The sequence below is a fragment of the Escherichia sp. E1130 genome, from assembly GCF_005781065.1.
Classification (GTDB): Bacteria; Pseudomonadota; Gammaproteobacteria; order Enterobacterales; family Enterobacteriaceae; genus Escherichia.
This window is the reverse complement of the sequence record NZ_VATL01000008.1, coordinates 189,053-210,334: the sequence shown is the minus strand read 5'-3', so window position 1 is coordinate 210,334 and position 21,282 is coordinate 189,053. Positions and strand designations below refer to the sequence as shown.

The 21,282-nt window shown below is 52.5% G+C and carries 22 protein-coding genes and 1 pseudogene; 17 read left to right on the top strand and 6 right to left on the bottom strand.

Annotated features, from left to right (window positions below; genetic code table 11):
* Window positions 1-38: 38 nt before the first annotated feature.
* The 5 genes from FEK66_RS09060 to FEK66_RS09040 are packed head-to-tail and all read left to right on the top strand — an operon-like array spanning window position 39 to window position 5,590.
* The gene (locus FEK66_RS09060) at window positions 39-1,022 is read left to right on the top strand and encodes a substrate-binding domain-containing protein (RefSeq protein ID WP_105268353.1); all 984 of its coding nucleotides are present in this window, start codon (window positions 39-41) and stop codon (window positions 1,020-1,022) included.
* A gap of 22 nt (window positions 1,023-1,044) precedes the next feature.
* Window positions 1,045-2,556 carry a sugar ABC transporter ATP-binding protein gene (locus FEK66_RS09055; RefSeq protein WP_131162559.1) on the top strand — a complete coding sequence of 504 codons (1,512 nt, stop codon included), beginning with the start codon at window positions 1,045-1,047 and terminating at the stop codon, window positions 2,554-2,556.
* 24 nt (window positions 2,557-2,580) lie between these two features.
* A complete protein-coding gene (locus FEK66_RS09050; protein ID WP_113640591.1) occupies window positions 2,581-3,579 on the top strand; it encodes an ABC transporter permease in 999 nt (332 codons plus the stop codon).
* A gap of 32 nt (window positions 3,580-3,611) precedes the next feature.
* On the top strand, window positions 3,612-4,706 hold the full coding sequence (locus FEK66_RS09045) for a zinc-binding dehydrogenase (protein WP_171023568.1): 1,095 nt from the start codon (window positions 3,612-3,614) through the stop codon (window positions 4,704-4,706).
* A gap of 11 nt (window positions 4,707-4,717) precedes the next feature.
* Window positions 4,718-5,590, top strand: a complete 873-nt coding sequence (locus FEK66_RS09040) for an aldose 1-epimerase (protein WP_135494854.1) — start codon at window positions 4,718-4,720, stop codon at window positions 5,588-5,590.
* Between the two features lie 159 nt (window positions 5,591-5,749).
* On the opposite strand, the gene FEK66_RS09035 is transcribed toward FEK66_RS09040, so the two are convergent.
* Window positions 5,750-6,172: a DoxX family protein gene (locus FEK66_RS09035; RefSeq protein WP_001087245.1), complete on the bottom strand. Its 423-nt coding sequence runs from the start codon at window positions 6,170-6,172 to the stop codon at window positions 5,750-5,752.
* A gap of 256 nt (window positions 6,173-6,428) precedes the next feature.
* Between FEK66_RS09035 and FEK66_RS09025 the strand changes: the two genes are divergently transcribed.
* Entirely contained in the window at window positions 6,429-7,568 is a 1,140-nt protein-coding gene (locus FEK66_RS09025; RefSeq protein WP_135407558.1) for a 3-phenylpropionate MFS transporter, read from the top strand.
* On the opposite strand, the gene csiE is transcribed toward FEK66_RS09025, so the two are convergent.
* From csiE to suhB, 3 genes and pseudogenes are all read right to left on the bottom strand, one after another.
* Window positions 7,560-8,840: a stationary phase inducible protein CsiE gene (gene csiE / locus FEK66_RS09020; RefSeq protein WP_138211448.1), complete on the bottom strand. Its 1,281-nt coding sequence runs from the start codon at window positions 8,838-8,840 to the stop codon at window positions 7,560-7,562. The two genes, FEK66_RS09025 and csiE, sit on opposite strands and share 9 nt — an antisense overlap.
* Window positions 8,841-9,030: 190 nt before the next feature.
* Window positions 9,031-9,884, bottom strand: a pseudogene (locus tag FEK66_RS09015) (alpha/beta hydrolase).
* A gap of 145 nt (window positions 9,885-10,029) precedes the next feature.
* Window positions 10,030-10,833, bottom strand: a complete 804-nt coding sequence (gene suhB / locus FEK66_RS09010; protein WP_130260405.1) for an inositol-1-monophosphatase — start codon at window positions 10,831-10,833, stop codon at window positions 10,030-10,032.
* Between the two features lie 118 nt (window positions 10,834-10,951).
* Here suhB and trmJ point away from each other — a divergent pair, with 118 nt between their 5' ends.
* The 11 genes from trmJ to sseB all read left to right on the top strand — a co-directional run bounded on the left by trmJ (window position 10,952) and on the right by sseB (window position 19,793).
* Window positions 10,952-11,692, top strand: coding sequence for a tRNA (cytosine(32)/uridine(32)-2'-O)-methyltransferase TrmJ (trmJ, locus tag FEK66_RS09005; RefSeq protein WP_135494852.1), 741 nt, complete (start codon window positions 10,952-10,954; stop codon window positions 11,690-11,692).
* A 268-nt stretch (window positions 11,693-11,960) separates the two neighbouring features.
* Window positions 11,961-12,449, top strand: a complete 489-nt coding sequence (iscR, locus tag FEK66_RS09000) for a Fe-S cluster assembly transcriptional regulator IscR (protein ID WP_001241357.1) — start codon at window positions 11,961-11,963, stop codon at window positions 12,447-12,449.
* A 111-nt stretch (window positions 12,450-12,560) separates the two neighbouring features.
* Window positions 12,561-13,775 (top strand): cysteine desulfurase, encoded by a 1,215-nt coding sequence (gene iscS / locus FEK66_RS08995; RefSeq protein ID WP_001295373.1) that lies wholly within the window; start codon window positions 12,561-12,563, stop codon window positions 13,773-13,775.
* Between the two features lie 27 nt (window positions 13,776-13,802).
* The gene (gene iscU / locus FEK66_RS08990) at window positions 13,803-14,189 is read left to right on the top strand and encodes a Fe-S cluster assembly scaffold IscU (protein WP_000331707.1); all 387 of its coding nucleotides are present in this window, start codon (window positions 13,803-13,805) and stop codon (window positions 14,187-14,189) included.
* 16 nt (window positions 14,190-14,205) lie between these two features.
* Complete coding sequence (gene iscA, locus FEK66_RS08985) at window positions 14,206-14,529, top strand: iron-sulfur cluster assembly protein IscA (protein ID WP_000028953.1); 324 nt, start codon at window positions 14,206-14,208, stop codon at window positions 14,527-14,529.
* A 95-nt stretch (window positions 14,530-14,624) separates the two neighbouring features.
* Complete coding sequence (hscB, locus tag FEK66_RS08980) at window positions 14,625-15,140, top strand: co-chaperone HscB (RefSeq protein ID WP_000384413.1); 516 nt, start codon at window positions 14,625-14,627, stop codon at window positions 15,138-15,140.
* A 16-nt stretch (window positions 15,141-15,156) separates the two neighbouring features.
* Window positions 15,157-17,007, top strand: a complete 1,851-nt coding sequence (gene hscA, locus FEK66_RS08975) for a Fe-S protein assembly chaperone HscA (RefSeq protein WP_001196587.1) — start codon at window positions 15,157-15,159, stop codon at window positions 17,005-17,007.
* A 1-nt stretch (window position 17,008) separates the two neighbouring features.
* On the top strand, window positions 17,009-17,344 hold the full coding sequence (gene fdx, locus FEK66_RS08970) for an ISC system 2Fe-2S type ferredoxin (RefSeq protein ID WP_001124471.1): 336 nt from the start codon (window positions 17,009-17,011) through the stop codon (window positions 17,342-17,344).
* A gap of 11 nt (window positions 17,345-17,355) precedes the next feature.
* Window positions 17,356-17,556 (top strand): Fe-S cluster assembly protein IscX, encoded by a 201-nt coding sequence (gene iscX / locus FEK66_RS08965; RefSeq protein WP_000523616.1) that lies wholly within the window; start codon window positions 17,356-17,358, stop codon window positions 17,554-17,556.
* A gap of 58 nt (window positions 17,557-17,614) precedes the next feature.
* On the top strand, window positions 17,615-18,898 hold the full coding sequence (gene pepB / locus FEK66_RS08960) for an aminopeptidase PepB (RefSeq protein WP_130207510.1): 1,284 nt from the start codon (window positions 17,615-17,617) through the stop codon (window positions 18,896-18,898).
* 118 nt (window positions 18,899-19,016) lie between these two features.
* On the top strand, window positions 19,017-19,793 hold the full coding sequence (gene sseB, locus FEK66_RS08955) for an enhanced serine sensitivity protein SseB (RefSeq protein ID WP_135494850.1): 777 nt from the start codon (window positions 19,017-19,019) through the stop codon (window positions 19,791-19,793).
* Window positions 19,794-19,824: 31 nt separating this feature from the next.
* Here the strand turns inward: sseB and timP are convergent, their stop codons facing one another.
* Together timP and sseA are read right to left on the bottom strand one after the other, a co-directional pair.
* Window positions 19,825-19,950, bottom strand: coding sequence for a small toxic inner membrane protein TimP (gene timP, locus FEK66_RS26195; protein ID WP_252152854.1), 126 nt, complete (start codon window positions 19,948-19,950; stop codon window positions 19,825-19,827).
* 339 nt (window positions 19,951-20,289) lie between these two features.
* Window positions 20,290-21,135 carry a 3-mercaptopyruvate sulfurtransferase gene (sseA, locus tag FEK66_RS08950; protein ID WP_135494846.1) on the bottom strand — a complete coding sequence of 282 codons (846 nt, stop codon included), beginning with the start codon at window positions 21,133-21,135 and terminating at the stop codon, window positions 20,290-20,292.
* Between the last annotated feature and the right edge of the window lie 147 nt (window positions 21,136-21,282).

The window sequence follows — 21,282 nt, the reverse complement described above, 5'->3', positions numbered from 1 at the left end:
AATAAGCCGTTGTAAATAAAAACCCTACAGGAGGCACTATGCCTAAAAAAATGAGAACAACCCGTAATCTATTATTAATGGCTACGCTATTAGGTAGCGCACTATTTGCCAACGCTGCGGATAAAGAAATGACCATTGGCGCAATATACCTTGATACCCAGGGATATTACGCTGGAGTGCGTCAGGGCGTTCAGGATGCGGCAAAAGATTCTTCAGTACAGGTACAGTTAATTGAAACTAACGCCCAGGGCGATATTTCGAAAGAAAGTACTTTTGTAGATACCCTCGTGGCGCGTAATGTCGATGCCATTATTTTATCGGCAGTGTCTGAAAATGGCAGTAGCCGCACCGTTCGCCGCGCCAGTGAGGCGGGTATTCCGGTGATTTGCTACAACACCTGTATTAATCAAAAGGGTGTCGATAAATATGTCTCGGCGTATCTGGTGGGCGATCCGCTGGAATTTGGTAAAAAACTGGGTAACGCTGCCGCCGATTATTTTATTGCCAACAAAATTGACCAGCCGAAAATTGCCGTCATCAATTGCGAAGCCTTTGAAGTTTGTGTGCAACGACGTAAAGGGTTTGAAGAAGTATTAAAAGCCCGCGTTCCCGGCGCGCAAATTGTCGCTAATCAGGAAGGGACTGTTTTAGATAAAGCGATTTCTGTCGGTGAAAAACTGATTATCTCCACGCCAGATCTCAACGCCATTATGGGGGAATCGGGCGGAGCGACACTCGGCGCGGTAAAAGCGGTACGCAATCAAAATCAGGCCGGAAAAATTGCCGTTTTCGGTTCGGACATGACCACTGAAATTGCTCAGGAGCTGGAAAACAACCAGGTGCTGAAAGCGGTAGTGGATATTTCCGGTAAGAAAATGGGCAATGCTGTTTTCGCGCAAACATTGAAGGTTATCAATAAACAAGCCGACGGTGAAAAAGTGATTCAGGTGCCAATCGATCTCTATACCAAAACTGAAGACGGTAAACAGTGGCTGGCAACGCACGTTGATGGTCTGCCCTAATAGCTGATTCGCAGAGGTCCCTATGTTCACGGCAACAGAGGCAGTCCCGGTAGCAAAAGTGGTGGCAGGAAATAAGCGTTACCCCGGCGTCGTTGCGCTGGATAACGTTAACTTCACGCTCAATAAAGGCGAAGTTCGCGCGCTGTTAGGCAAAAACGGTGCGGGAAAATCGACCCTCATTCGAATGCTTACCGGTAGCGAACGTCCGGATAGCGGTGATATCTGGATTGGCGAGACGCGACTGGAAGGCGACGAAGCTACGCTGACTCGCCGTGCCGCTGAACTGGGGGTACGCGCGGTTTATCAGGAATTAAGTCTGGTGGAAGGGCTGACGGTGGCAGAAAACCTCTGCCTTGGTCAATGGCCTCGCCGCAACGGCATGATTGACTACCCGCAAATGGCGCAGGATGCCCAACGTTGCTTACAGGCGCTGGGCGTTGACGTTAGTCCTGAACAACTTGTTTCAACGCTAAGCCCGGCGCAAAAGCAACTGGTGGAAATTGCGCGGGTGATGAAGGGCGAGCCGCGCGTGGTCATCCTTGATGAACCCACCAGCTCGCTTGCCAGTGCGGAAGTTGAACTGGTGATCAGCGCCGTGAAAAAAATGTCGGCACTGGGCGTGGCGGTGATTTACGTCAGCCACAGGATGGAGGAAATCCGCCGTATCGCCTCTTGTGCCACCGTCATGCGCGACGGGCAGGTGGCGGGCGATGTGATGCTCGAAAACACCTCAACTCGCCATATTGTGTCGTTGATGCTCGGACGCGATCACGTTGATATTGCACCGGTTGCAGCTCAGGAGATTGCGGACCAGACCGTACTGGAAGTTCGCGCGTTACACCACAGACCAAAACTTACGGAGATCAGTTTTTCACTGCGTCGTGGCGAAGTGCTCGGCATTGCTGGCCTGCTGGGGGCAGGGCGCAGTGAATTGCTGAAAGCGATAGTTGGGCTGGAAGCGTATGAACAGGGCGAAATTGTTATCAATGGTGAGAAAATCACGCGCCCTGATTACGGCGACATGCTGAAACGTGGCATTGGCTATACGCCAGAAAACCGCAAAGAAGCGGGGATCATTCCCTGGCTGGGCGTTGACGAAAATACAGTGCTGACCAATCGGCAAAAAATCAGCGCCAACGGCGTACTGCAATGGTCCACCATCCGCCGCCTGACCGAAGAGGTGATGCAGCGGATGACGGTTAAGGCTGCCAGTAGCGAAACACCCATCGGCACGCTTTCTGGCGGTAATCAGCAAAAAGTGGTGATCGGTCGTTGGGTCTATGCCGCCAGCCAGATTTTGTTGCTCGACGAGCCAACGCGCGGCGTCGATATCGAAGCCAAACAGCAGATTTACCGTATTGTCCGCGAGCTGGCTGCCGAAGGAAAAAGCGTGGTGTTTATCTCCAGTGAAGTGGAGGAGTTACCGCTGGTGTGCGACCGCATTCTGTTGTTACAGCACGGTACGTTCTCGCAGGAGTTTCACTCTCCGGTCAATGTGGATGAGCTGATGTCCGCCATTCTGTCTGTGCACTGATGAATTTTACCGAGGAACCTGAAGATGTCTGCTTCGTCATTACCATTGCCGCAGGGCAAGAGCGTCTCGCTCAAACAATTTGTCAGTCGCCATATTAATGAGATCGGTTTGCTGGTGGTGATTGCCATTTTGTATCTGGTCTTCTCTCTGAACGCGCCTGGCTTTATCTCATTGAATAACCAAATGAACGTGCTGCGCGATGCCGCTACCATTGGGATCGCCGCCTGGGCGATGACGCTGATTATTATCTCCGGGGAAATTGATGTCAGCGTTGGACCAATGGTGGCTTTTGTCTCAGTGTGCCTGGCATTTTTGCTGCAATTTGACGTTCCGCTGGCGGTGGCGTGTCTGCTGGTGTTGCTGTTAGGGGCGCTGATGGGAACGCTGGCCGGGGTGCTGCGCGGCGTGTTTAACGTACCAAGTTTCGTTGCCACGTTGGGGCTGTGGAGCGCCCTGCGCGGAATGGGGCTGTTTATGACTAACGCCCTGCCAGTGCCGATTGACGAAAACGAGGTACTGGACTGGCTGGGTGGACAATTTCTCGGAGTGCCGGTATCCGCGCTGATCATGATGGTGTTGTTTGCGCTGTTTGTGTTCATCAGCCGCAAAACCGCCTTCGGGCGCTCGGTTTTTGCCGTTGGCGGTAATGCTACGGCGGCACAGTTGTGCGGCATCAACGTTCGTCGGGTGCGCATTCTTATCTTTACCCTTTCGGGATTATTAGCGGCGGTGACCGGCATTTTGTTGGCGGCGCGCCTCGGTTCTGGTAACGCAGGTGCCGCAAACGGTCTGGAGTTTGACGTCATCGCCGCGGTCGTGGTCGGCGGTACGGCACTTTCCGGCGGTCGCGGTTCCCTGTTCGGTACATTGCTTGGTGTGCTGGTGATTACACTAATCGGTAACGGTCTGGTATTGCTCGGGATTAACTCCTTTTTCCAGCAGGTGGTACGCGGCGTCATCATCGTGGTGGCAGTGCTGGCGAATATCTTGCTGACCCAGCGAAGCAGTAAAGCGAAACGCTAAACCTTAACGCCCCTGGCGCGGGTGCGGCAGGGATGAAAATTAATCGTATTGTTAATGAGGGATTTATGAAAACGATGCTGGCAGCTTATTTACCAGGAAATTCGACCGTCGATCTGCGGGAAGTTGCGGTGCCGACGCCGGGGATTAACCAGGTGCTGATCAAAATGAAATCCTCCGGGATTTGCGGAAGCGATGTCCACTATATCTACCATCAACACCGCGCCACGGCGGCGGCGCCCGATAAACCGTTATACCAGGGCTTTATCAACGGTCATGAGCCGTGCGGGCAAATTGTGGCGATGGGGCAAGGCTGTCGCCATTTTAAAGAGGGTGATCGCGTGCTGGTGTATCACATTTCTGGCTGTGGTTTTTGCCCGAACTGCCGCCGCGGCTTTCCTATCTCTTGTACTGGCAAAGGAAAAGCGGCTTACGGCTGGCAGCGTGACGGCGGTCATGCCGAATATCTGTTGGCGGAAGAAAAAGATCTGATCCTCCTGCCGGATGCACTGAGTTACGAAGATGGTGCGTTTATCAGTTGCGGCGTTGGCACGGCCTATGAAGGGATTTTGCGCGGCGAAGTTTCCGGCAGCGATAACGTGCTGGTGGTCGGGCTGGGACCGGTCGGCATGATGGCGATGATGCTGGCGAAAGGTCGTGGTGCAAAAAGGATCATCGGCGTTGATATGCTGCCGGAACGTCTGGCAATGGCGAAACAGTTAGGGGTGATGGATCACGGTTATTTAGCGACGACCGAGGGCTTGCCGCAGATAATCGCTGAACTCACTCACGGCGGCGCGGATGTTGCGCTCGATTGTTCCGGTAATGCTGCGGGGCGCTTGCTGGCATTGCAATCCACCGCCGACTGGGGGCGCGTGGTTTACATTGGTGAAACCGGAAAAGTGGAGTTCGAAGTCAGCGCCGATCTGATGCACCATCAACGGCGGATTATTGGCTCCTGGGTAACCAGTCTGTTCCATATGGAAAAATGCGCTCATGATCTGACCGACTGGAAACTATGGCCACGTAACGCCATTACCCACCGCTTCTCGCTGGAACAGGCGGGAGATGCCTACGCACTGATGGCGAGCGGCAAGTGCGGGAAAGTTGTGATTAACTTCCTGGATTAAGGAGTTAGCGGATGACCATCTATACCTTATCTCACGGGCCGCTAAAGCTGGACGTTTCTGACCAGGGCGGCGTAATCGAAGGCTTCTGGCGCGATACGACGCCGCTGCTACGTCCTGGTAAAAAAAGCGGTGTGGCAACCGATGCCTCTTGTTTTCCGCTGGTGCCATTTGCAAACCGGGTGAGTGGTAACCGTTTTGTCTGGCAGGAGCGAGAGTATCAACTGCAACCGAATGTTGAGTGGGATGCGCACTATCTACACGGCGATGGCTGGTTGGGGCAGTGGCAATGTGTCTCGCGCAGTGATGATAGTTTGTGTCTGGCGTATGAACATCACTGTGGCGTTTATCATTATCGTGTAAGCCAGGCATTTCATTTAACGGCGGATTCACTGACGGTCACGCTCTCTGTCACCAATGAAGGCACTGAGACGCTGCCATTTGGTACTGGCTGGCATCCTTATTTTCCGTTGTCGTCGAAAACGCGGATTCAGGCACAGGCGAATGGTTACTGGCTGGAGCGGGAGCAGTGGTTGGCGGGCGAGTTTTGCGAGCAGTTACCGCCAGAACTGGATTTCAACCAGCTCGCGCCGTTGCCGCGCCAGTGGGTGAACAATGGTTTTGCCGGATGGAATGGTCAGGCCCGCATCGAGCAGCCGCAGGAGGGTTACGCCGTCATCATGGAAACGACGCCGCCTGCGCCGTGCTATTTCATCTTTGTCTCCGATCCCGCGTTTGATAAAGGGTATGCGTTTGATTTCTTCTGTCTGGAGCCGATGAGTCATGCGCCGGATGACCATCATCGCCCGGAAGGTGGTGACCTCATTGCGCTTGCGCCGGGGGAATCAACAACCTCAGAGATGTCGTTGCGGGTAGAGTGGCTGTAATTTATAAAATGCCGGATGCACAGGCCTACAGGGTAATTTCGATTTTGTAGCACTCGGCGCACCATGCCTGATGCGACGCTTGCCGCGTCTTATCAGGCCTACAATTGGTGTTGGAGCGGTCGGCCGGATAAGGCGTTCACGCCGCATCCGGCATCTTTCCTAACGCCGATCGAGAGAAATTGCCCCCGGCCCGGTAATTGCCAGCAGCAGGAATGCGCCAGCAATGCTGATATTCTTCCAGAAATTAATCATATTTGGCCCAACCGCATCGCCAGTCATATCCCAGTAATGATGACCAATCACCGCAGTTCCCAGCGTGTAGAAAATAAACAGCACCGCCAGCGGACGGGTGAAAAAGCCAAGTATGATTAATATCGCGGCGGGTACTTCCATAATCACCGCAATAACTGCCGCCAGCATCGGCATCGGTGCGCCCAGCGAGGCCATATACTGTACCGTTCCGTCAAAGCCCATCATTTTGGGAAAACCAAAAATAATGAAAATTAAGATGACGGCGATACGGGCAATTAATAACAAAACGGGGCGGGCAGCACCAAAATCAAAATAACGTAGTGAGTTCATAACCAATCCCTTTGCAAGATAATGTGATTTAAACGTAATACACACTCTTGCACCTCGCCACGCCCCAGCGGATGAGAAATTTGGTAATTATCCAGGTCAATATCCAGCACATTTTCTTTAGGTGATATTTTGTTAGCGGTATTAACGATATTTTTTCCAGCTCTGTGTACTGGAAGCAAACTCGAATTTTCTTATTTTTCAACTTGCACCAACATTCGATTAACTCCAGACTAACGCCTCCTGACGGGAGGGACTCATGGTTTTGCAATCCACGCGCTGGTTGGCGCTCGGTTATTTCACATACTTTTTTAGCTACGGTATTTTTCTACCTTTCTGGAGCGTCTGGCTTAAGGGGATTGGCTTAACGCCAGAAACCATCGGCCTGTTGTTGGGGGCCGGGCTGGTTGCCCGTTTTCTCGGTAGTTTGATAATTGCGCCTCGCGTCAGCGATCCTTCTCGCCTGATTTCTGCGCTGCGTGTGCTGGCGTTGCTGACGCTACTCTTTGCCATCGCCTTCTGGGCGGGTGCGCATGTGGCGTGGTTGATGGTGGTGATGGTTGGTTTTAACCTCTTTTTCTCACCGCTGGTGCCGTTGACCGATGCGCTGGCGAATACCTGGCAAAAGCAGTTCCCGCTTGATTATGGCAAAGTGCGACTTTGGGGCTCGGTGGCGTTTGTCATTGGCTCGGCGCTGACGGGGAAACTGGTCAGCGTATTCGATTATCGGGTTATTCTGGCATTGCTGACGTTGGGCGTGGCATCCATGCTGCTCGGCTTTCTTATCCGTCCGACGATTCAGCCACAAGGGGCCAGCCGTCAACAGGAGAGCACGGGGTGGCCAGCGTGGTTGGCGCTGGTCCGCCAGAACTGGCGTTTTCTGGCCTGCGTTTGTTTATTGCAGGGGGCGCATGCGGCCTATTACGGTTTTAGCGCCATTTACTGGCAGGCAGCTGGCTACTCGGCCTCGGCGGTGGGCTATTTGTGGTCGCTGGGCGTGGTGGCGGAAGTCATTATCTTTGCGCTGAGTAATAAGCTTTTCCGCCGTTGTAGCGCCCGTGATATGTTGCTGATCTCGGCGGTATGCGGGGTAGTACGTTGGGGCATTATGGGGGCAACCACTGAGTTGCCGTGGTTGATTATGGTGCAAGTTCTGCATTGCGGCACCTTTACCGTGTGCCATCTGGCTGCTATGCGCTACATTGCCGCTCGTCAGGGAAGTGAGGTTATCCGCTTGCAGGCAGTTTATTCTGCCGTCGCGATGGGCGGCAGTATCGCCATCATGACCGTCTTCGCCGGTTTTCTGTATCAATATCTGGGGCATGGCGTGTTCTGGGTGATGGCATTGGTGGCGTTTCCGGCAATGTTTTTGCGCCCGAAAGTCGTTCCCTCATGCTGATTCAAGTATTTTGCGGATCTGTTCCTGTTGATGTGCCGTCAGGGTCAGATCCGTATAAATCAGCGGTGGTGAAAAAAGCGGTAGCGGCATGGTATAAGGCGCAATAATAAGTGCGGCATTGCGCGGCGCGCCAATCTGCAAAAATGTCTTCACAGACATGTGTTTAATATTGAGCGGCAGTATCGTTAGCTCACGCAATTGCAGCTCAATATTCGCTTCTCGTTCGCTGTCATTGCCCGTCAGCAAAATAATCTGCTTTTCGTGAATTTCATTTGCCTGCATCAGCCATGCACCGAAAATTACTGCCACCAGACAACTTTCTTCATCGGAAAGACTGACATTGTACTCATTTTCAAACCCGACCAGCGCTTCGCGGGTGGTGTGCACGAGCCGTGGATAAAGTCGACGAAACTCTTCCGGTAAAGTGTTATCAATGCCGATAGAAAACAAACAGCGGTTTAACGCCTGGGCCAGGTGAGTATAAAGCTGATAGCACAACCCCTGTTCATCATAGAAACGGACGTTACTCAACTGCCGAAAATGCTGTACCAGACGGTTAATTGACTGGCGCAGCTGTTTGCCACGCTGATGGGTGTCTCGCAGTGGATCGGGAACCCGCAACATGGAAAAAAGTAATGCCATAAATAGCGGTTCAGCTGGGGGAACAGGTTGACGCGCCCGCCGTTGCCAGTGGCGGCCAATTTCCTGTGCAACCTGAAATTCAATGCAAGATTCCAACCAGTGGCGTTGCAGCGGGTTAAATAAGGGCGAGATTCCGGCATGGTGTTGCAATAAGCAATATTGCAGATACAAACACAGGAAATGAACATCACGCGCGTCAAAGCGTTTTTGCAGCCTTCGCGAGCAGAGATTAACTAACGCCAGTAGATTGGTGTCGTCATAAAAATTACGAGCAATCCCCCGACGCTTTAGCTCCCCCTTTAACGCGGGCGTAAAATGGCTGCTGATAAATGACGTACAAAGGCGAAAAGCGCGTCGTAGCCAATGAAATAAACATAAGCGTTGATTAAGTATTGTACCTTCAATCCGGTAGCTCCCGTCATATCCAGTTGTAATGGTGAGTTGATGATAGCGCTGGATCTCCCGTCCTGTTTCGCTGATATCGCGACCCACCATTTCATCATCCACACCATTAATCTCGCTGAAAGTTGCCGTGGTGGCGCTCAACCCCGGCTGGAACAGCGTCAGCAATACCTGGCAACGGCGCTGGGGAGCTGAAAGTACAGATGGTGGGGCAAGTGTAGGTATCATCTGTAGATCTCCCATAAGCATAATTTATAAGAATAGCTAAAGTTTGCTTAGGGATACGGTGAATGGAATGCTATTAATCAGAAATGATGACAAACATCACAGAATTTTTATCGATATAAACACTTTCTGGCAGTTTAATGTCATCCCTTAAGGTGATTTCTTGCTGTTTTATCTGGTTTCGACCATAAGGTTAATTCTGTGGATTCAATGCGCTAAGGATAAAGTCCACCATTTGCTCGCGATAAACGTCTCCGTGACGATCGGAAAAGGCATCAAGATGTTCGCCATCGGGGATCAAAATCAGGCGTTTTGGCTCTTTCGCCAGGGCAAATAATTTCTCGCTATGCTGCCATGGAATAACATGATCAGCTTTGCCGTGAATCAGTAAAAGCGGGATCGGGCTGACGCTGGCGATGTAATTTTCGCCGCTGTAACTCTCATCAAGTAAGTAGCCACTGCCGGGTATCATCTGGTTAGCGATGGTCGAATAAGAGGCAAATGTGGAGTCGAGGATCACCGCACGTATGCCCTCGCGATCTCCTAACCCAATAACGTCAAGAATATTCGCCCCGCCAATACTCTGCCCGAACAGCACCAGCCGCTTGGGGTTTACATCGCTACGATGGCGCACCACGTTGATGGCACTTTGCGTATCGTCCAGTAATCCGGCTTGTGATGGAGTGCCTTTAGATTTACCAAACCCGCGATAATCAAACATAAAAACATTGAAATTATGTTCTGGTAACCAACTGACCAGCGGCCAGTGGGCGGACATATTCCCGGCATTGCCATGAGCATGAATTACGGTAGCAATAGCGTTTTCGGCGGGACCAGTGGAAGAGGGGATAAACCAGCCTTGTAGCCGTGTGCCATCTTTAGCAGTAAATTCAACAGATTCAGCAGACCATGGATCAGGACCGTAAATTTTGTCGTCGGGATAATAAAAGAAGTTGATGGCGATGCGCGGCACTAAATAAACGCAGAAAGCAGAAATAAAAAGAATAAACAGAATCTTGAAACGCGTTTGTTCGCTGGCAGAACCATGACCTTTCCTTACGACTTGCTTTGTAATCCATTAATCGGGAAAGGATGGTGGGAGAGTGGCGCAGGAAAGTAAAGCGGTGCGAAAGTATTTCGGAATAGCGCCTGAAAGGCAAGGGCGGGTGAGGAACGTCACCCGCCAGAGAAATTAACGCTTCAGTGCGTCGCTTAACTCGTCACGCATGTTCGCCAGCATGGCTTTAACAACGCGCGGGTTACCGGCAACGATGTTACCGGTCAGCATGTAGTTATGGCCACCGATGAAGTCGCTGACGATACCGCCCGCTTCACGAACCAGCAGCTCGCCTGCCGCGAAGTCCCACGGACGCAGACCGATTTCAAAGAAACCGTCAACGCGACCCGCAGCGACGTAAGCCAGATCCAGCGCCGCGGAACCGGTACGACGGAAGTCTGCACATTCGTTGAACAGTTTGCCAACGATGTTGATGTAGGTGGTGGCGTACTGTTTTGCTTTGAACGGGAAGCCGGTCGCCAGAATAGTACCGTCGAGATCGCGAGCGGTGCTGCCGCGCAGACGGTAGCCGTTCAGCTGTGCGCCCTGACCGCGAGTCGCGGTGAACAGTTCGTTACGCATAGGATCGTAAACCACAGCAACTTCGGTGCGGCCTTTGATACGAACAGCGATAGATACCGCGAAGTGCGGCAGACGTTTGATAAAGTTGGTAGTGCCATCCAGTGGATCGATAACCCATTGAACATCCTGATCAGTACCTTCAAGTTCACCACTTTCTTCGGTGATGATGGTGTGCTGTGGGTAAGATTTACGAATCGTGTCGATAATCACCGCTTCGGCAGCTTTATCTACGTTGGTCACGAAATCGTTACTGCCTTTCTGGCTCGCCTCTACAGCGTCCGGGGTTTCATAGTTTTTGGCAATTAAATTACCCGCCTTGCGCGCTGCGCGCACGGCGATGTTCAGCATCGGATGCATCGGTTTCTCTCACTGGATGTTAAAGAACGGGAAAACGGCGCAGAGTATAGCAGCGAGATCGGCATCTGTCTTCGTTTTATGTTAAGATGCGCGAATAATCTTTAGACGAAGAAAGACAATGCTGCAAAATATTCGAATTGTGCTGGTGGAGACGTCACACACCGGCAATATGGGTTCTGTTGCCCGTGCCATGAAAACAATGGGATTAACTAATCTGTGGCTGGTTAATCCACTGGTGAAACCCGACTCCCAGGCGATTGCCCTGGCGGCAGGCGCCAGCGATGTGATTGGTAATGCTCACATCGTCGATACGCTCGACGAAGCGTTAGCCGGTTGTAGCCTGGTGGTTGGCACCAGTGCACGTTCGCGCACGTTGCCGTGGCCGATGCTCGACCCGCGCGAATGCGGTCTGAAAAGCGTCGCTGAAGCGGAAAATACCCCAGTGGCGCTGGTTTTTGGTCGCGAACGTGTCGGCCTGACCAATGAAGAGTTGCAGAAGTGCCATTATCATGTCGCGATTGCCGCTAACCCGGAATACAGCTCGCTGAACCTGGCGATGGCGGTTCAGGTTATTGCCTATGAAGTGCGTATGGCCTGGCTGGCAACTCAGGAAAACGGCGAGCAGGTTGAGCATGAAGAGACGCCGTATCCGTTGGTCGATGATCTGGAGCGTTTTTATGGTCATCTCGAACAAACGTTGCTGGCAACCGGTTTTATCCGTGAAAACCATCCGGGGCAGGTGATGAATAAACTGCGTCGTCTGTTTACCCGTGCGCGCCCGGAAAGCCAGGAATTGAATATCCTGCGCGGGATTCTGGCTTCTATTGAACAGCAGAATAAAGGTAATAAGGCCGAATAACAGTGATTGCCTGATGCGACGCTTAACGCGTCTTATCAGGCCTGGAAGTGCACGCAATCCCAGGTCGGATAAGGCGTTCACGCCGCATCCGACAACAGGTACAAACGGCACGATAAAAAATGGCACTGAAGGTTAAATACCTGACTAAATCAGTCAAGTAAATAGTTGACCAAATTACTCGGGAATGTCAGACTTGACCCTGCTATGCAATACCCCCACTTTTACAATAAAAACCCCGGGCAGGGGCGAGTTTGAGGTGAAGTAAGACATGAGACTGACATCTAAAGGGCGCTATGCCGTGACCGCAATGCTTGACGTTGCGCTCAACTCCGAAGCAGGCCCGGTACCGTTGGCTGATATTTCCGAACGACAGGGAATTTCCCTTTCTTATCTGGAACAACTTTTTTCCCGTCTGCGTAAAAATGGTCTGGTTTCCAGCGTACGCGGACCAGGCGGTGGTTATCTGTTAGGCAAAGATGCCAGCAGCATCGCCGTTGGCGAAGTGATTAGCGCCGTTGACGAATCTGTAGATGCCACCCGTTGTCAGGGTAAAGGCGGCTGCCAGGGCGGGGATAAATGCCTGACCCACGCGCTGTGGCGTGATTTGAGCGACCGTCTCACCGGTTTTCTCAACAACATTACTTTAGGCGAACTGGTTAATAACCAGGAAGTGTTGGATGTGTCTGGTCGTCAGCATACTCATGACGCGCCACGCACCCGCACACAAGACGCGATCGACGTTAAGTTACGCGCTTAATAAAAAGAATTCAGAATCAGGCCGGGGCGTATCGCGCTCCGTAAACACGGTCGTACATCCAGCCGGTAGCCTGATTCCTTGCATTGAGTGATGTACGGAGTTTATAGAGCAATGAAATTACCGATTTATCTCGACTACTCCGCAACCACGCCGGTGGACCCGCGTGTTGCCGAGAAAATGATGCAGTTTATGACGATGGACGGAACCTTTGGTAACCCGGCCTCCCGTTCTCACCGTTTCGGCTGGCAGGCTGAAGAAGCGGTAGATATCGCCCGTAATCAGATTGCCGATCTGGTCGGCGCTGACCCGCGTGAAATCGTCTTTACCTCTGGTGCAACCGAATCTGACAACCTGGCGATCAAAGGTGCGGCCAACTTTTATCAGAAAAAAGGCAAGCACATCATCACCAGCAAAACCGAACACAAAGCGGTACTGGATACCTGCCGTCAGCTGGAGCGCGAAGGTTTCGAAGTCACCTATCTGGCACCGCAGCGTAACGGCATTATCGACCTGAAAGAACTCGAAGCGGCGATGCGTGACGACACCATCCTCGTTTCTATCATGCACGTGAATAACGAAATCGGCGTGGTGCAGGATATCGCGGCTATCGGCGAAATGTGCCGTGCCCGTGGCATTATCTATCACGTTGATGCAACCCAGAGCGTGGGCAAACTGCCTATCGATCTGAGCCAGTTGAAAGTTGACCTGATGTCTTTCTCCGGCCACAAAATCTACGGTCCGAAAGGTATCGGTGCGCTGTATGTGCGTCGTAAACCGCGCGTACGCATCGAAGCGCAAATGCACGGTGGCGGTCACGAACGCGGTATGCGTTCCGGCACTCTGCCTGTTCACCAGATCGTCGGTATGGGCGAAGCCTATCGCATCGCAAAAGAAGAGATGGCGACCGAGATGGAACGTCTGCGCGGCCTGCGTAACCGTCTGTGGAACGGCATCAAAGATATCGAAGAAGTTTACCTGAACGGTGACCTGGAACACGGTGCGCCGAACATTCTCAACGTCAGCTTCAACTACGTTGAAGGTGAGTCGCTGATTATGGCGCTGAAAGACCTCGCTGTTTCTTCAGGTTCCGCCTGTACGTCAGCAAGCCTCGAACCGTCCTACGTGCTGCGCGCGCTGGGGCTGAACGACGAGCTGGCACATAGCTCTATCCGTTTCTCTTTAGGTCGTTTTACTACTGAAGAAGAGATCGACTACACCATCGAGTTAGTTCGTAAATCTATCGGTCGTCTGCGTGACCTTTCTCCGCTGTGGGAAATGTACAAGCAGGGCGTGGATCTGAACAGCATCGAATGGGCTCATCATTAATCGGTATCGGAATCAGGAGAATTTATAATGGCTTACAGCGAAAAAGTTATCGACCATTACGAGAATCCGCGTAACGTGGGTTCCTTTGACAACAACGACGAGAACGTGGGCAGCGGCATGGTGGGTGCACCGGCCTGTGGCGACGTGATGAAGTTGCAGATTAAAGTCAACGATGAAGGTATCATTGAAGACGCGCGTTTTAAAACTTACGGCTGCGGTTCCGCTATCGCTTCCAGCTCCCTGGTCACCGAATGGGTGAAAGGGAAGTCTCTCGACGAAGCACAGGCGATCAAAAACACCGATATTGCTGAAGAACTTGAACTGCCGCCGGTGAAAATTCACTGTTCTATTCTGGCAGAAGACGCGATCAAAGCCGCCATTGCGGACTATAAAAGCAAACGTGAAGCAAAATAAGAGTTGAGGTTTGGTTATGTCGATTACACTGAGCGACAGTGCAGCAGCGCGAGTAAATACCTTTCTGGCTAACCGCGGCAAAGGGTTTGGCCTGCGTCTGGGCGTGAGAACCTCCGGATGTTCAGGTATGGCTTATGTACTGGAATTTGTTGACGAACCGACGCCGGAAGACATCGTGTTTGAAGACAAAGGCGTGAAAGTCGTGGTCGATGGCAAAAGCCTGCAATTTCTGGACGGTACGCAGCTGGACTTCGTAAAAGAAGGTCTGAACGAAGGGTTTAAATTCACCAACCCGAACGTTAAAGATGAGTGTGGTTGCGGCGAAAGCTTCCACGTTTGATGCGCATACCGATAACCCCACCGTGGTCGCCTGCGCGTGGGGTTTGTTTTACCTGATTCGCCGTTATCGCGGCGGATCGCAGCCCTGAGAATGTTATGGATTACTTCACCCTCTTTGGCTTGCCTGCCCGTTATCAACTCGATACTCAGGCGCTGAGCCTGCGTTTTCAGGATCTACAACGTCAGTATCATCCTGATAAATTCGCCAGCGGAAGCCAGGCGGAACAACTCGCCGCCGTACAGCAATCTGCAACCATTAACCAGGCCTGGCAAACGCTGCGTCATCCGTTAATGCGTGCGGAATATTTGCTTTCTTTGCACGGTTTTGATCTCGCCAGCGAGCAGCATACTGTGCGTGACACCGCGTTCCTGATGGAACAGCTGGAGCTGCGCGAAGAACTGGACGAGATCGAACAGGCAAAAGATGAAGCGCGGCTGGAAAGCTTTATCAAACGTGTGAAAAAGATGTTTGATACCCGCCATCAGTTGATGGTTGAACAGTTAGACAACGAGACGTGGGACGCGGCGGCGGATACCGTGCGTAAGCTGCGTTTTCTCGATAAACTGCGAAGCAGTGCCGAACAACTCGAAGAAAAACTGCTCGATTTTTAATTTCTGGAAGCTAAACATGGCCTTATTACAAATTAGTGAACCTGGTTTGAGTGCTGCGCCGCATCAGCGTCGTCTGGCGGCCGGTATTGACCTGGGCACAACCAACTCGCTGGTGGCAACAGTGCGCAGCGGTCAGGCCGAAACGTTAGCCGACCATGAAGGCCGTCACCTGCTGCCGTCTGTTGTTCACTATCAACAGCAAGGGCATTCGGTGGGTTATGACGCGCGTACTAACGCTGCGCTTGACACCGCCAACACCATTAGTTCTGTTAAACGCCTGATGGGGCGCTCGCTGGCTGATATCCAGCAACGCTATCCGCATCTGCCTTATCAATTCCAGGCCAGCGAAAACGGGTTGCCGATGATTGAAACGGCGGCGGGGCTGCTGAACCCGGTGCGCGTTTCTGCGGACATCCTCAAAGCACTGGCGGCGCGGGCAACTGAAGCCCTGGCAGGCGACCTGGATGGTGTAGTTATCACCGTTCCGGCGTACTTTGACGATGCCCAGCGTCAGGGCACCAAAGATGCCGCGCGTCTGGCGGGCCTTCACGTCTTGCGCTTACTTAACGAACCGACCGCCGCGGCTATCGCTTACGGGCTGGATTCCGGTCAGGAAGGCGTGATCGCCGTTTATGACCTCGGCGGCGGGACGTTTGATATTTCCATTCTGCGCTTAAGTCGCGGCGTGTTCGAAGTGCTGGCAACCGGCGGTGATTCCGCGCTCGGCGGCGATGATTTCGACCATCTGCTGGCGGATTACATTCGCGAGCAGGCGGGCATTCCTGATCGTAGCGATAACCGCGTTCAGCGTGAACTGCTGGATGCCGCCATTGCAGCCAAAATCGCGCTGAGCGATGCGGACTCTGTGACCGTGAATGTTGCGGGCTGGCAGGGCGAAATCAGCCGTGAACAATTCAATGAACTGATCGCGCCACTGGTTAAACGGACGTTACTGGCCTGTCGTCGCGCGCTGAAAGACGCGGGCGTTGAGGCTGATGAAGTTCTGGAAGTGGTGATGGTTGGCGGTTCTACCCGCGTGCCACTGGTGCGTGAACGGGTAGGTGAATTTTTCGGTCGTCCGCCGCTGACTTCCATCGATCCGGATAAAGTCGTCGCCATTGGTGCAGCAATTCAGGCGGATATTCTGGTGGGTAACAAGCCGGACAGCGAAATGCTGTTGCTTGATGTGATCCCGTTGTCGCTGGGCCTCGAAACGATGGGCGGCCTGGTGGAGAAAGTGATCCCGCGTAATACCACGATTCCGGTGGCCCGCGCCCAGGATTTCACCACCTTTAAAGATGGTCAGACGGCAATGTCTATCCATGTAATGCAGGGTGAGCGTGAACTGGTGCAGGACTGCCGCTCGCTGGCGCGTTTTGCGCTGCGTGGTATTCCGGCGTTACCGGCTGGCGGCGCGCATATTCGCGTAACGTTCCAGGTCGATGCCGACGGTCTTTTGAGCGTGACGGCGATGGAGAAATCCACCGGCGTTGAGGCGTCTATTCAGGTCAAACCTTCTTATGGTCTGACTGACAGCGAAATCGCTTCGATGATCAAAGACTCAATGAGCTATGCCGAGCAGGACGTAAAAGCCCGTATGCTGGCTGAACAAAAAGTAGAAGCGGCGCGCGTGCTGGAAAGTCTGCACGGCGCGCTGGCTGCTGATGCCGCGCTGTTAAGCGCCGCAGAGCGTCAGGTCATTGACGATGCTGCCGCTCACCTGAGTGAAGTGGCGCAGGGCGATGATGTTGACGCCATCGAACAAGCGATTAAAAACGTAGACAAACAAACCCAGGATTTCGCCGCTCGCCGCATGGACCAGTCGGTTCGTCGTGCGCTGAAAGGCCATTCCGTGGACGAGGTTTAATATGCCAAAGATTGTTATTTTGCCTCATCAGGATCTCTGCCCTGATGGCGCTGTTCTGGAAGCGAATAGCGGTGAAACCATTCTCGACGTTGCGCTGCGTAACGGTATCGAGATTGAACACGCCTGTGAAAAATCCTGTGCTTGCACCACCTGCCACTGCATCGTTCGTGAAGGTTTTGACTCGCTGCCGGAAAGCTCAGAGCAGGAAGACGACATGCTGGACAAAGCCTGGGGGCTGGAGCCGGAAAGCCGTTTAAGCTGCCAGGCGCGCGTTACCGACGAAGATTTAGTGGTCGAAATTCCGCGTTACACTATCAACCATGCGCGTGAGCATTAACAGAGGTTAGTATGGGACTTAAGTGGACCGATAGCCGCGAAATTGGCGAAGCACTGTACGATGCGTATCCCGATCTTGATCCGAAAACGGTTCGATTCACCGATATGCATCAGTGGATTTGCGATCTGGAAGATTTCGACGACGACCCGCAGGCATCCAACGAGAAAATCCTCGAAGCGATTTTGTTAGTCTGGCTGGACGAAGCCGAATGAATAAACGGGCTGCCTGAGGGTGGCCCGTTTTGCTGTTAAACGAATAAGGATAACTAAAATGACAGAAGCGATGAAGATTACCCTCTCTCCCCAACCTGCCGACGCGCGCTGGGGAGAAAAAGCGACTTACAGCATTAATAATGATGGCATTACCCTGCATTTGAATGGGGCTGACGATCTGGGGCTGATCCAGCGTGCGGCGCGCAAGATTGACGGTCTGGGCATCAAGCATGTTCAGTTAAGCGGTGAAGGTTGGGATGCGGATCGCTGCTGGGCATTCTGGCAAGGTTACAAAGCCCCGAAAGGGACGCGTAAAGTGGAGTGGCCGGATCTGGACGATGCCCAGCGTCAGGAACTGGATAACCGCCTGATGATTATCGACTGGGTGCGTGACACAATCAATGCACCTGCTGAAGAATTAGGGCCATCGCAACTGGCACAGCGTGCTGTTGATCTGATCAGCAACGTCGCAGGCGATCGTGTGACTTACCGGATCACCAAAGGCGAAGATTTGCGTGAGCAAGGTTATATGGGGCTGCACACCGTCGGACGCGGTTCAGAACGTTCTCCGGTATTGCTGGCGCTGGATTACAACCCAACTGGCGATAAAGAAGCGCCGGTGTACGCATGCCTGGTTGGTAAAGGCATCACCTTTGATTCCGGCGGCTACAGCATCAAACAGACCGCGTTTATGGACTCAATGAAGTCGGACATGGGCGGCGCGGCAACGGTTACCGGGGCGCTGGCATTTGCCATTACGCGCGGACTGAACAAGCGCGTGAAGCTGTTCCTCTGCTGTGCGGATAACCTGATCAGCGGCAACGCGTTCAAACTGGGTGATATCATCACCTATCGCAACGGTAAAAAAGTCGAAGTGATGAACACTGATGCCGAAGGGCGTCTGGTGCTGGCCGATGGCCTGATTGATGCCAGTGCGCAGAAACCGGAACTGATCATTGATGCGGCGACCCTCACCGGGGCGGCGAAAACCGCGCTGGGTAATGATTATCACGCGCTGTTCAGTTTTGACGATGCGCTTGCTGGTCGCTTGCTGGCGAGTGCCGCGCAGGAGAACGAACCGTTCTGGCGTCTGCCGTTGGCGGAGTTCCACCGCAGCCAGCTGCCGTCTAACTTTGCCGAACTGAACAACACGGGCAGTGCTGCTTATCCGGCAGGTGCAAGTACGGCGGCGGGCTTCCTGTCGCACTTTGTTGAGAACTATCAGCAAGGCTGGCTGCATATTGACTGTTCGGCGACTTACCGTAAAGCGCCGGTTGAACAGTGGTCTGCGGGGGCGACCGGGCTGGGTGTGCGCACGATTGCCAATCTGTTAACGGCGTAAACGTCTTATTTGGCCTACAAAATTGCGAAAATTCAATAGATTGCGACTCCCTTGTGGGCCTGATAAGCGTAGCGCATCAGGCACTTCCGCCCCGAACGTTGAATGAATTGTGGTTCTTATGTCCGAAACAAAAAACGAACTTGAAGACCTGCTGGAAAAAGCAGCAACCGAACCGGCGCACCGCCCGGCCTTTTTCCGTACTCTACTGGAATCCACCGTCTGGGTGCCCGGTACGGCGGCACAGGGCGAGGCTGTAGTTGAAGATAGCGCGCTCGAGTTACAGCACTGGGAAAAAGATGACGGCACCAGCGTCATTCCTTTTTTCACCTCGTTAGAAGCACTTCAACAGGCGGTTGAAGACGAACAGGCATTTGTCGTAATTCCCGTTCGCACATTGTTTGAGATGACCCTTGGCGAAACGCTCTTCCTTAATGCCAAACTGCCAACCGGTAAAGAATTTATGCCGCGTGAAATCAGTTTGCTGATTGGTGAAGAAGGGAATCCGCTGAGCAGCCAGGAAGTACTGGAAGGCGGTGAATCGCTGATATTATCGGAAGTCGCAGAGCCGCCAGCACAAATGATTGATTCACTCACCATCTTATTTAAAACCATTAAGCCAGTGAAGCGTGCTTTTATTTGTTCAATTAAAGAGAACGAAGAGGCACAGCCTAATTTACTTATTGGCATTGAAGCCGATGGTGATATCGAAGAAATTATTCAGGCAGCGGGAAGTGTAGCGACCGATACATTACCTGGCGATGAACCAATAGATATTTTTCAGGTAAAAAAAGGGGAAAAAGGAATTAGCCACTTTATTACCGAACATATTGCGCCATTCTATGAACGTCGCTGGGGTGGTTTTTTGCGTGACTTTAAACAGAATCGGATAATCTAAAATATGCCGCCCCAAAGGGCGGCATTCGGGCTTACCTGCTGTTCTGAAGGTTGTTAACCACCAGTAAATTGTTACCGGAGAGATTCCGGTTATTATTTACTTCGGAAAACAGCGCACCAGAAACAATAAGTACGATACAAAAGCACCGTATCTTCATTGTGCGGTCCATGCGAAGACCGCATCACGGCAGCACCACTGGCGATATTGCCGCGATAGCAAGCGCTGAGACGCGCTTGCCCTAACGGTCGCGGAACATCCTTTCCTGAAGCCAGCGCCCGCTTGCGAGACGGCGGAAAGGGCCGTAGTGGATAATACACTAGCTGAACAAAAATCACTCTCTTTGGCTTGACAAAAAGAGAGTTACTGGCGAGTATTGCTCTGCTGTGAAGCACCTGCGTTGCTCATGCAACACAAGTCAACCTGCTGGAAAGGCCGCGAACCAGACCAGCAATAAAAAACCGCCAAATTCGGCGGTTTTTTATTGCCTGTAAAAAGCTTATTTCAATGGCTCAACCGGTAAATCGGCCCGTGCGCCCCATTCACTCCACGCCCCGTCGTATAGTTTCACATTTGGCACATCCAGTGTTGCGAGTGCCAATAAAACCACGGCTGCCGTTACACCAGAGCCGCAGCTGACGATAATTGGTTTGTCATAGCTGATGCCGCGACCAAAAAATATCGCATCCAGTTCATCGGTCGTTTTCAGTTCGCCTTCGCGCACCAGTTCTGTCCATGGGACATTCAGCGCGCCGGGAATATGTCCGCGACGTAAACCTGCGCGAGGTTCATCAACTTCCGCGTTAAAACGCGCAGCCGGGCGGGCATCGATAATTTGTGCCGTTTTTTCATGACTTGCCAATAACACATCGGTCACTTTCACCACGGCTTCCGGGGTAAACGCGACGTTAAACTCACCTTCCGGCAGTTCCACTGCGCCTTCTTCTAACAGCAGATCATCACGTTGCCAGCCCGCTAAGCCACCGCCAAGGATTGACACTTTCTCCACACCAAAAGCGCGCAGCATCCACCACGCGCGCGGCGCAGAAAATAGGCTTCCTTCATCATAGACAATCAGATGCTTGTCCTGATTAACGCCCAGTTCACGCATCGCGACGGCGAACGTTTCCGGGCGAGGCAGCATGTGCGGAAGGGGGGATGTATGATCAGAAAGAGCTTCGATATCGAAAAATACTGCACCGGGGATATGACCGTTCAGATACTCTTGGGCAACGTTACGATCTTCCTGCCCGGGCGGCGCCATACGAGCATCAATAATCTGAATTTCCGGGTCATCAATATGTTCGGCGAGCCAGTCGGCTCCTACAAACCATGTCGTGGACATAGGCATCTCCATTTTTGCCGGGGTTAAGTTAAATTGTCGGATGTTTGCCGAAAAGCGACAAGCAAAAGAGGCTGATTTGGCTGCCTGAGCCACATTTCTCACTAAAATTCGGATTTTGTAGATGTGATAGTGAATTACATAACGTCA

Excerpts from the sequence above, each read along its gene's own strand:
- iscS (WP_001295373.1), top strand. The coding sequence starts at position 12,561 with ATGAAATTACCGATTTATCTCGACTACTCCGCAACCACGCCGGTGGAC.
- hscB (WP_000384413.1), top strand. The coding sequence starts at position 14,625 with ATGGATTACTTCACCCTCTTTGGCTTGCCTGCCCGTTATCAACTCGAT.
- FEK66_RS09055 (WP_131162559.1), top strand. The coding sequence starts at position 1,045 with ATGTTCACGGCAACAGAGGCAGTCCCGGTAGCAAAAGTGGTGGCAGGA.
- FEK66_RS09050 (WP_113640591.1), top strand. The coding sequence starts at position 2,581 with ATGTCTGCTTCGTCATTACCATTGCCGCAGGGCAAGAGCGTCTCGCTC.
- FEK66_RS09040 (WP_135494854.1), top strand. The coding sequence starts at position 4,718 with ATGACCATCTATACCTTATCTCACGGGCCGCTAAAGCTGGACGTTTCT.
- timP (WP_252152854.1), bottom strand. The coding sequence starts at position 19,950 with ATGAAGATACGGTGCTTTTGTATCGTACTTATTGTTTCTGGTGCGCTG.
- trmJ (WP_135494852.1), top strand. The coding sequence starts at position 10,952 with ATGCTGCAAAATATTCGAATTGTGCTGGTGGAGACGTCACACACCGGC.
- FEK66_RS09025 (WP_135407558.1), top strand. The coding sequence starts at position 6,429 with ATGGTTTTGCAATCCACGCGCTGGTTGGCGCTCGGTTATTTCACATAC.
- csiE (WP_138211448.1), bottom strand. The coding sequence starts at position 8,840 with ATGATACCTACACTTGCCCCACCATCTGTACTTTCAGCTCCCCAGCGC.
- FEK66_RS09060 (WP_105268353.1), top strand. The coding sequence starts at position 39 with ATGCCTAAAAAAATGAGAACAACCCGTAATCTATTATTAATGGCTACG.
- iscX (WP_000523616.1), top strand. The coding sequence starts at position 17,356 with ATGGGACTTAAGTGGACCGATAGCCGCGAAATTGGCGAAGCACTGTAC.
- iscA (WP_000028953.1), top strand. The coding sequence starts at position 14,206 with ATGTCGATTACACTGAGCGACAGTGCAGCAGCGCGAGTAAATACCTTT.
- suhB (WP_130260405.1), bottom strand. The coding sequence starts at position 10,833 with ATGCATCCGATGCTGAACATCGCCGTGCGCGCAGCGCGCAAGGCGGGT.
- sseB (WP_135494850.1), top strand. The coding sequence starts at position 19,017 with ATGTCCGAAACAAAAAACGAACTTGAAGACCTGCTGGAAAAAGCAGCA.
- fdx (WP_001124471.1), top strand. The coding sequence starts at position 17,009 with ATGCCAAAGATTGTTATTTTGCCTCATCAGGATCTCTGCCCTGATGGC.
- FEK66_RS09035 (WP_001087245.1), bottom strand. The coding sequence starts at position 6,172 with ATGAACTCACTACGTTATTTTGATTTTGGTGCTGCCCGCCCCGTTTTG.
- iscU (WP_000331707.1), top strand. The coding sequence starts at position 13,803 with ATGGCTTACAGCGAAAAAGTTATCGACCATTACGAGAATCCGCGTAAC.
- iscR (WP_001241357.1), top strand. The coding sequence starts at position 11,961 with ATGAGACTGACATCTAAAGGGCGCTATGCCGTGACCGCAATGCTTGAC.
- sseA (WP_135494846.1), bottom strand. The coding sequence starts at position 21,135 with ATGTCCACGACATGGTTTGTAGGAGCCGACTGGCTCGCCGAACATATT.
- FEK66_RS09045 (WP_171023568.1), top strand. The coding sequence starts at position 3,612 with ATGAAAATTAATCGTATTGTTAATGAGGGATTTATGAAAACGATGCTG.
- pepB (WP_130207510.1), top strand. The coding sequence starts at position 17,615 with ATGACAGAAGCGATGAAGATTACCCTCTCTCCCCAACCTGCCGACGCG.
- hscA (WP_001196587.1), top strand. The coding sequence starts at position 15,157 with ATGGCCTTATTACAAATTAGTGAACCTGGTTTGAGTGCTGCGCCGCAT.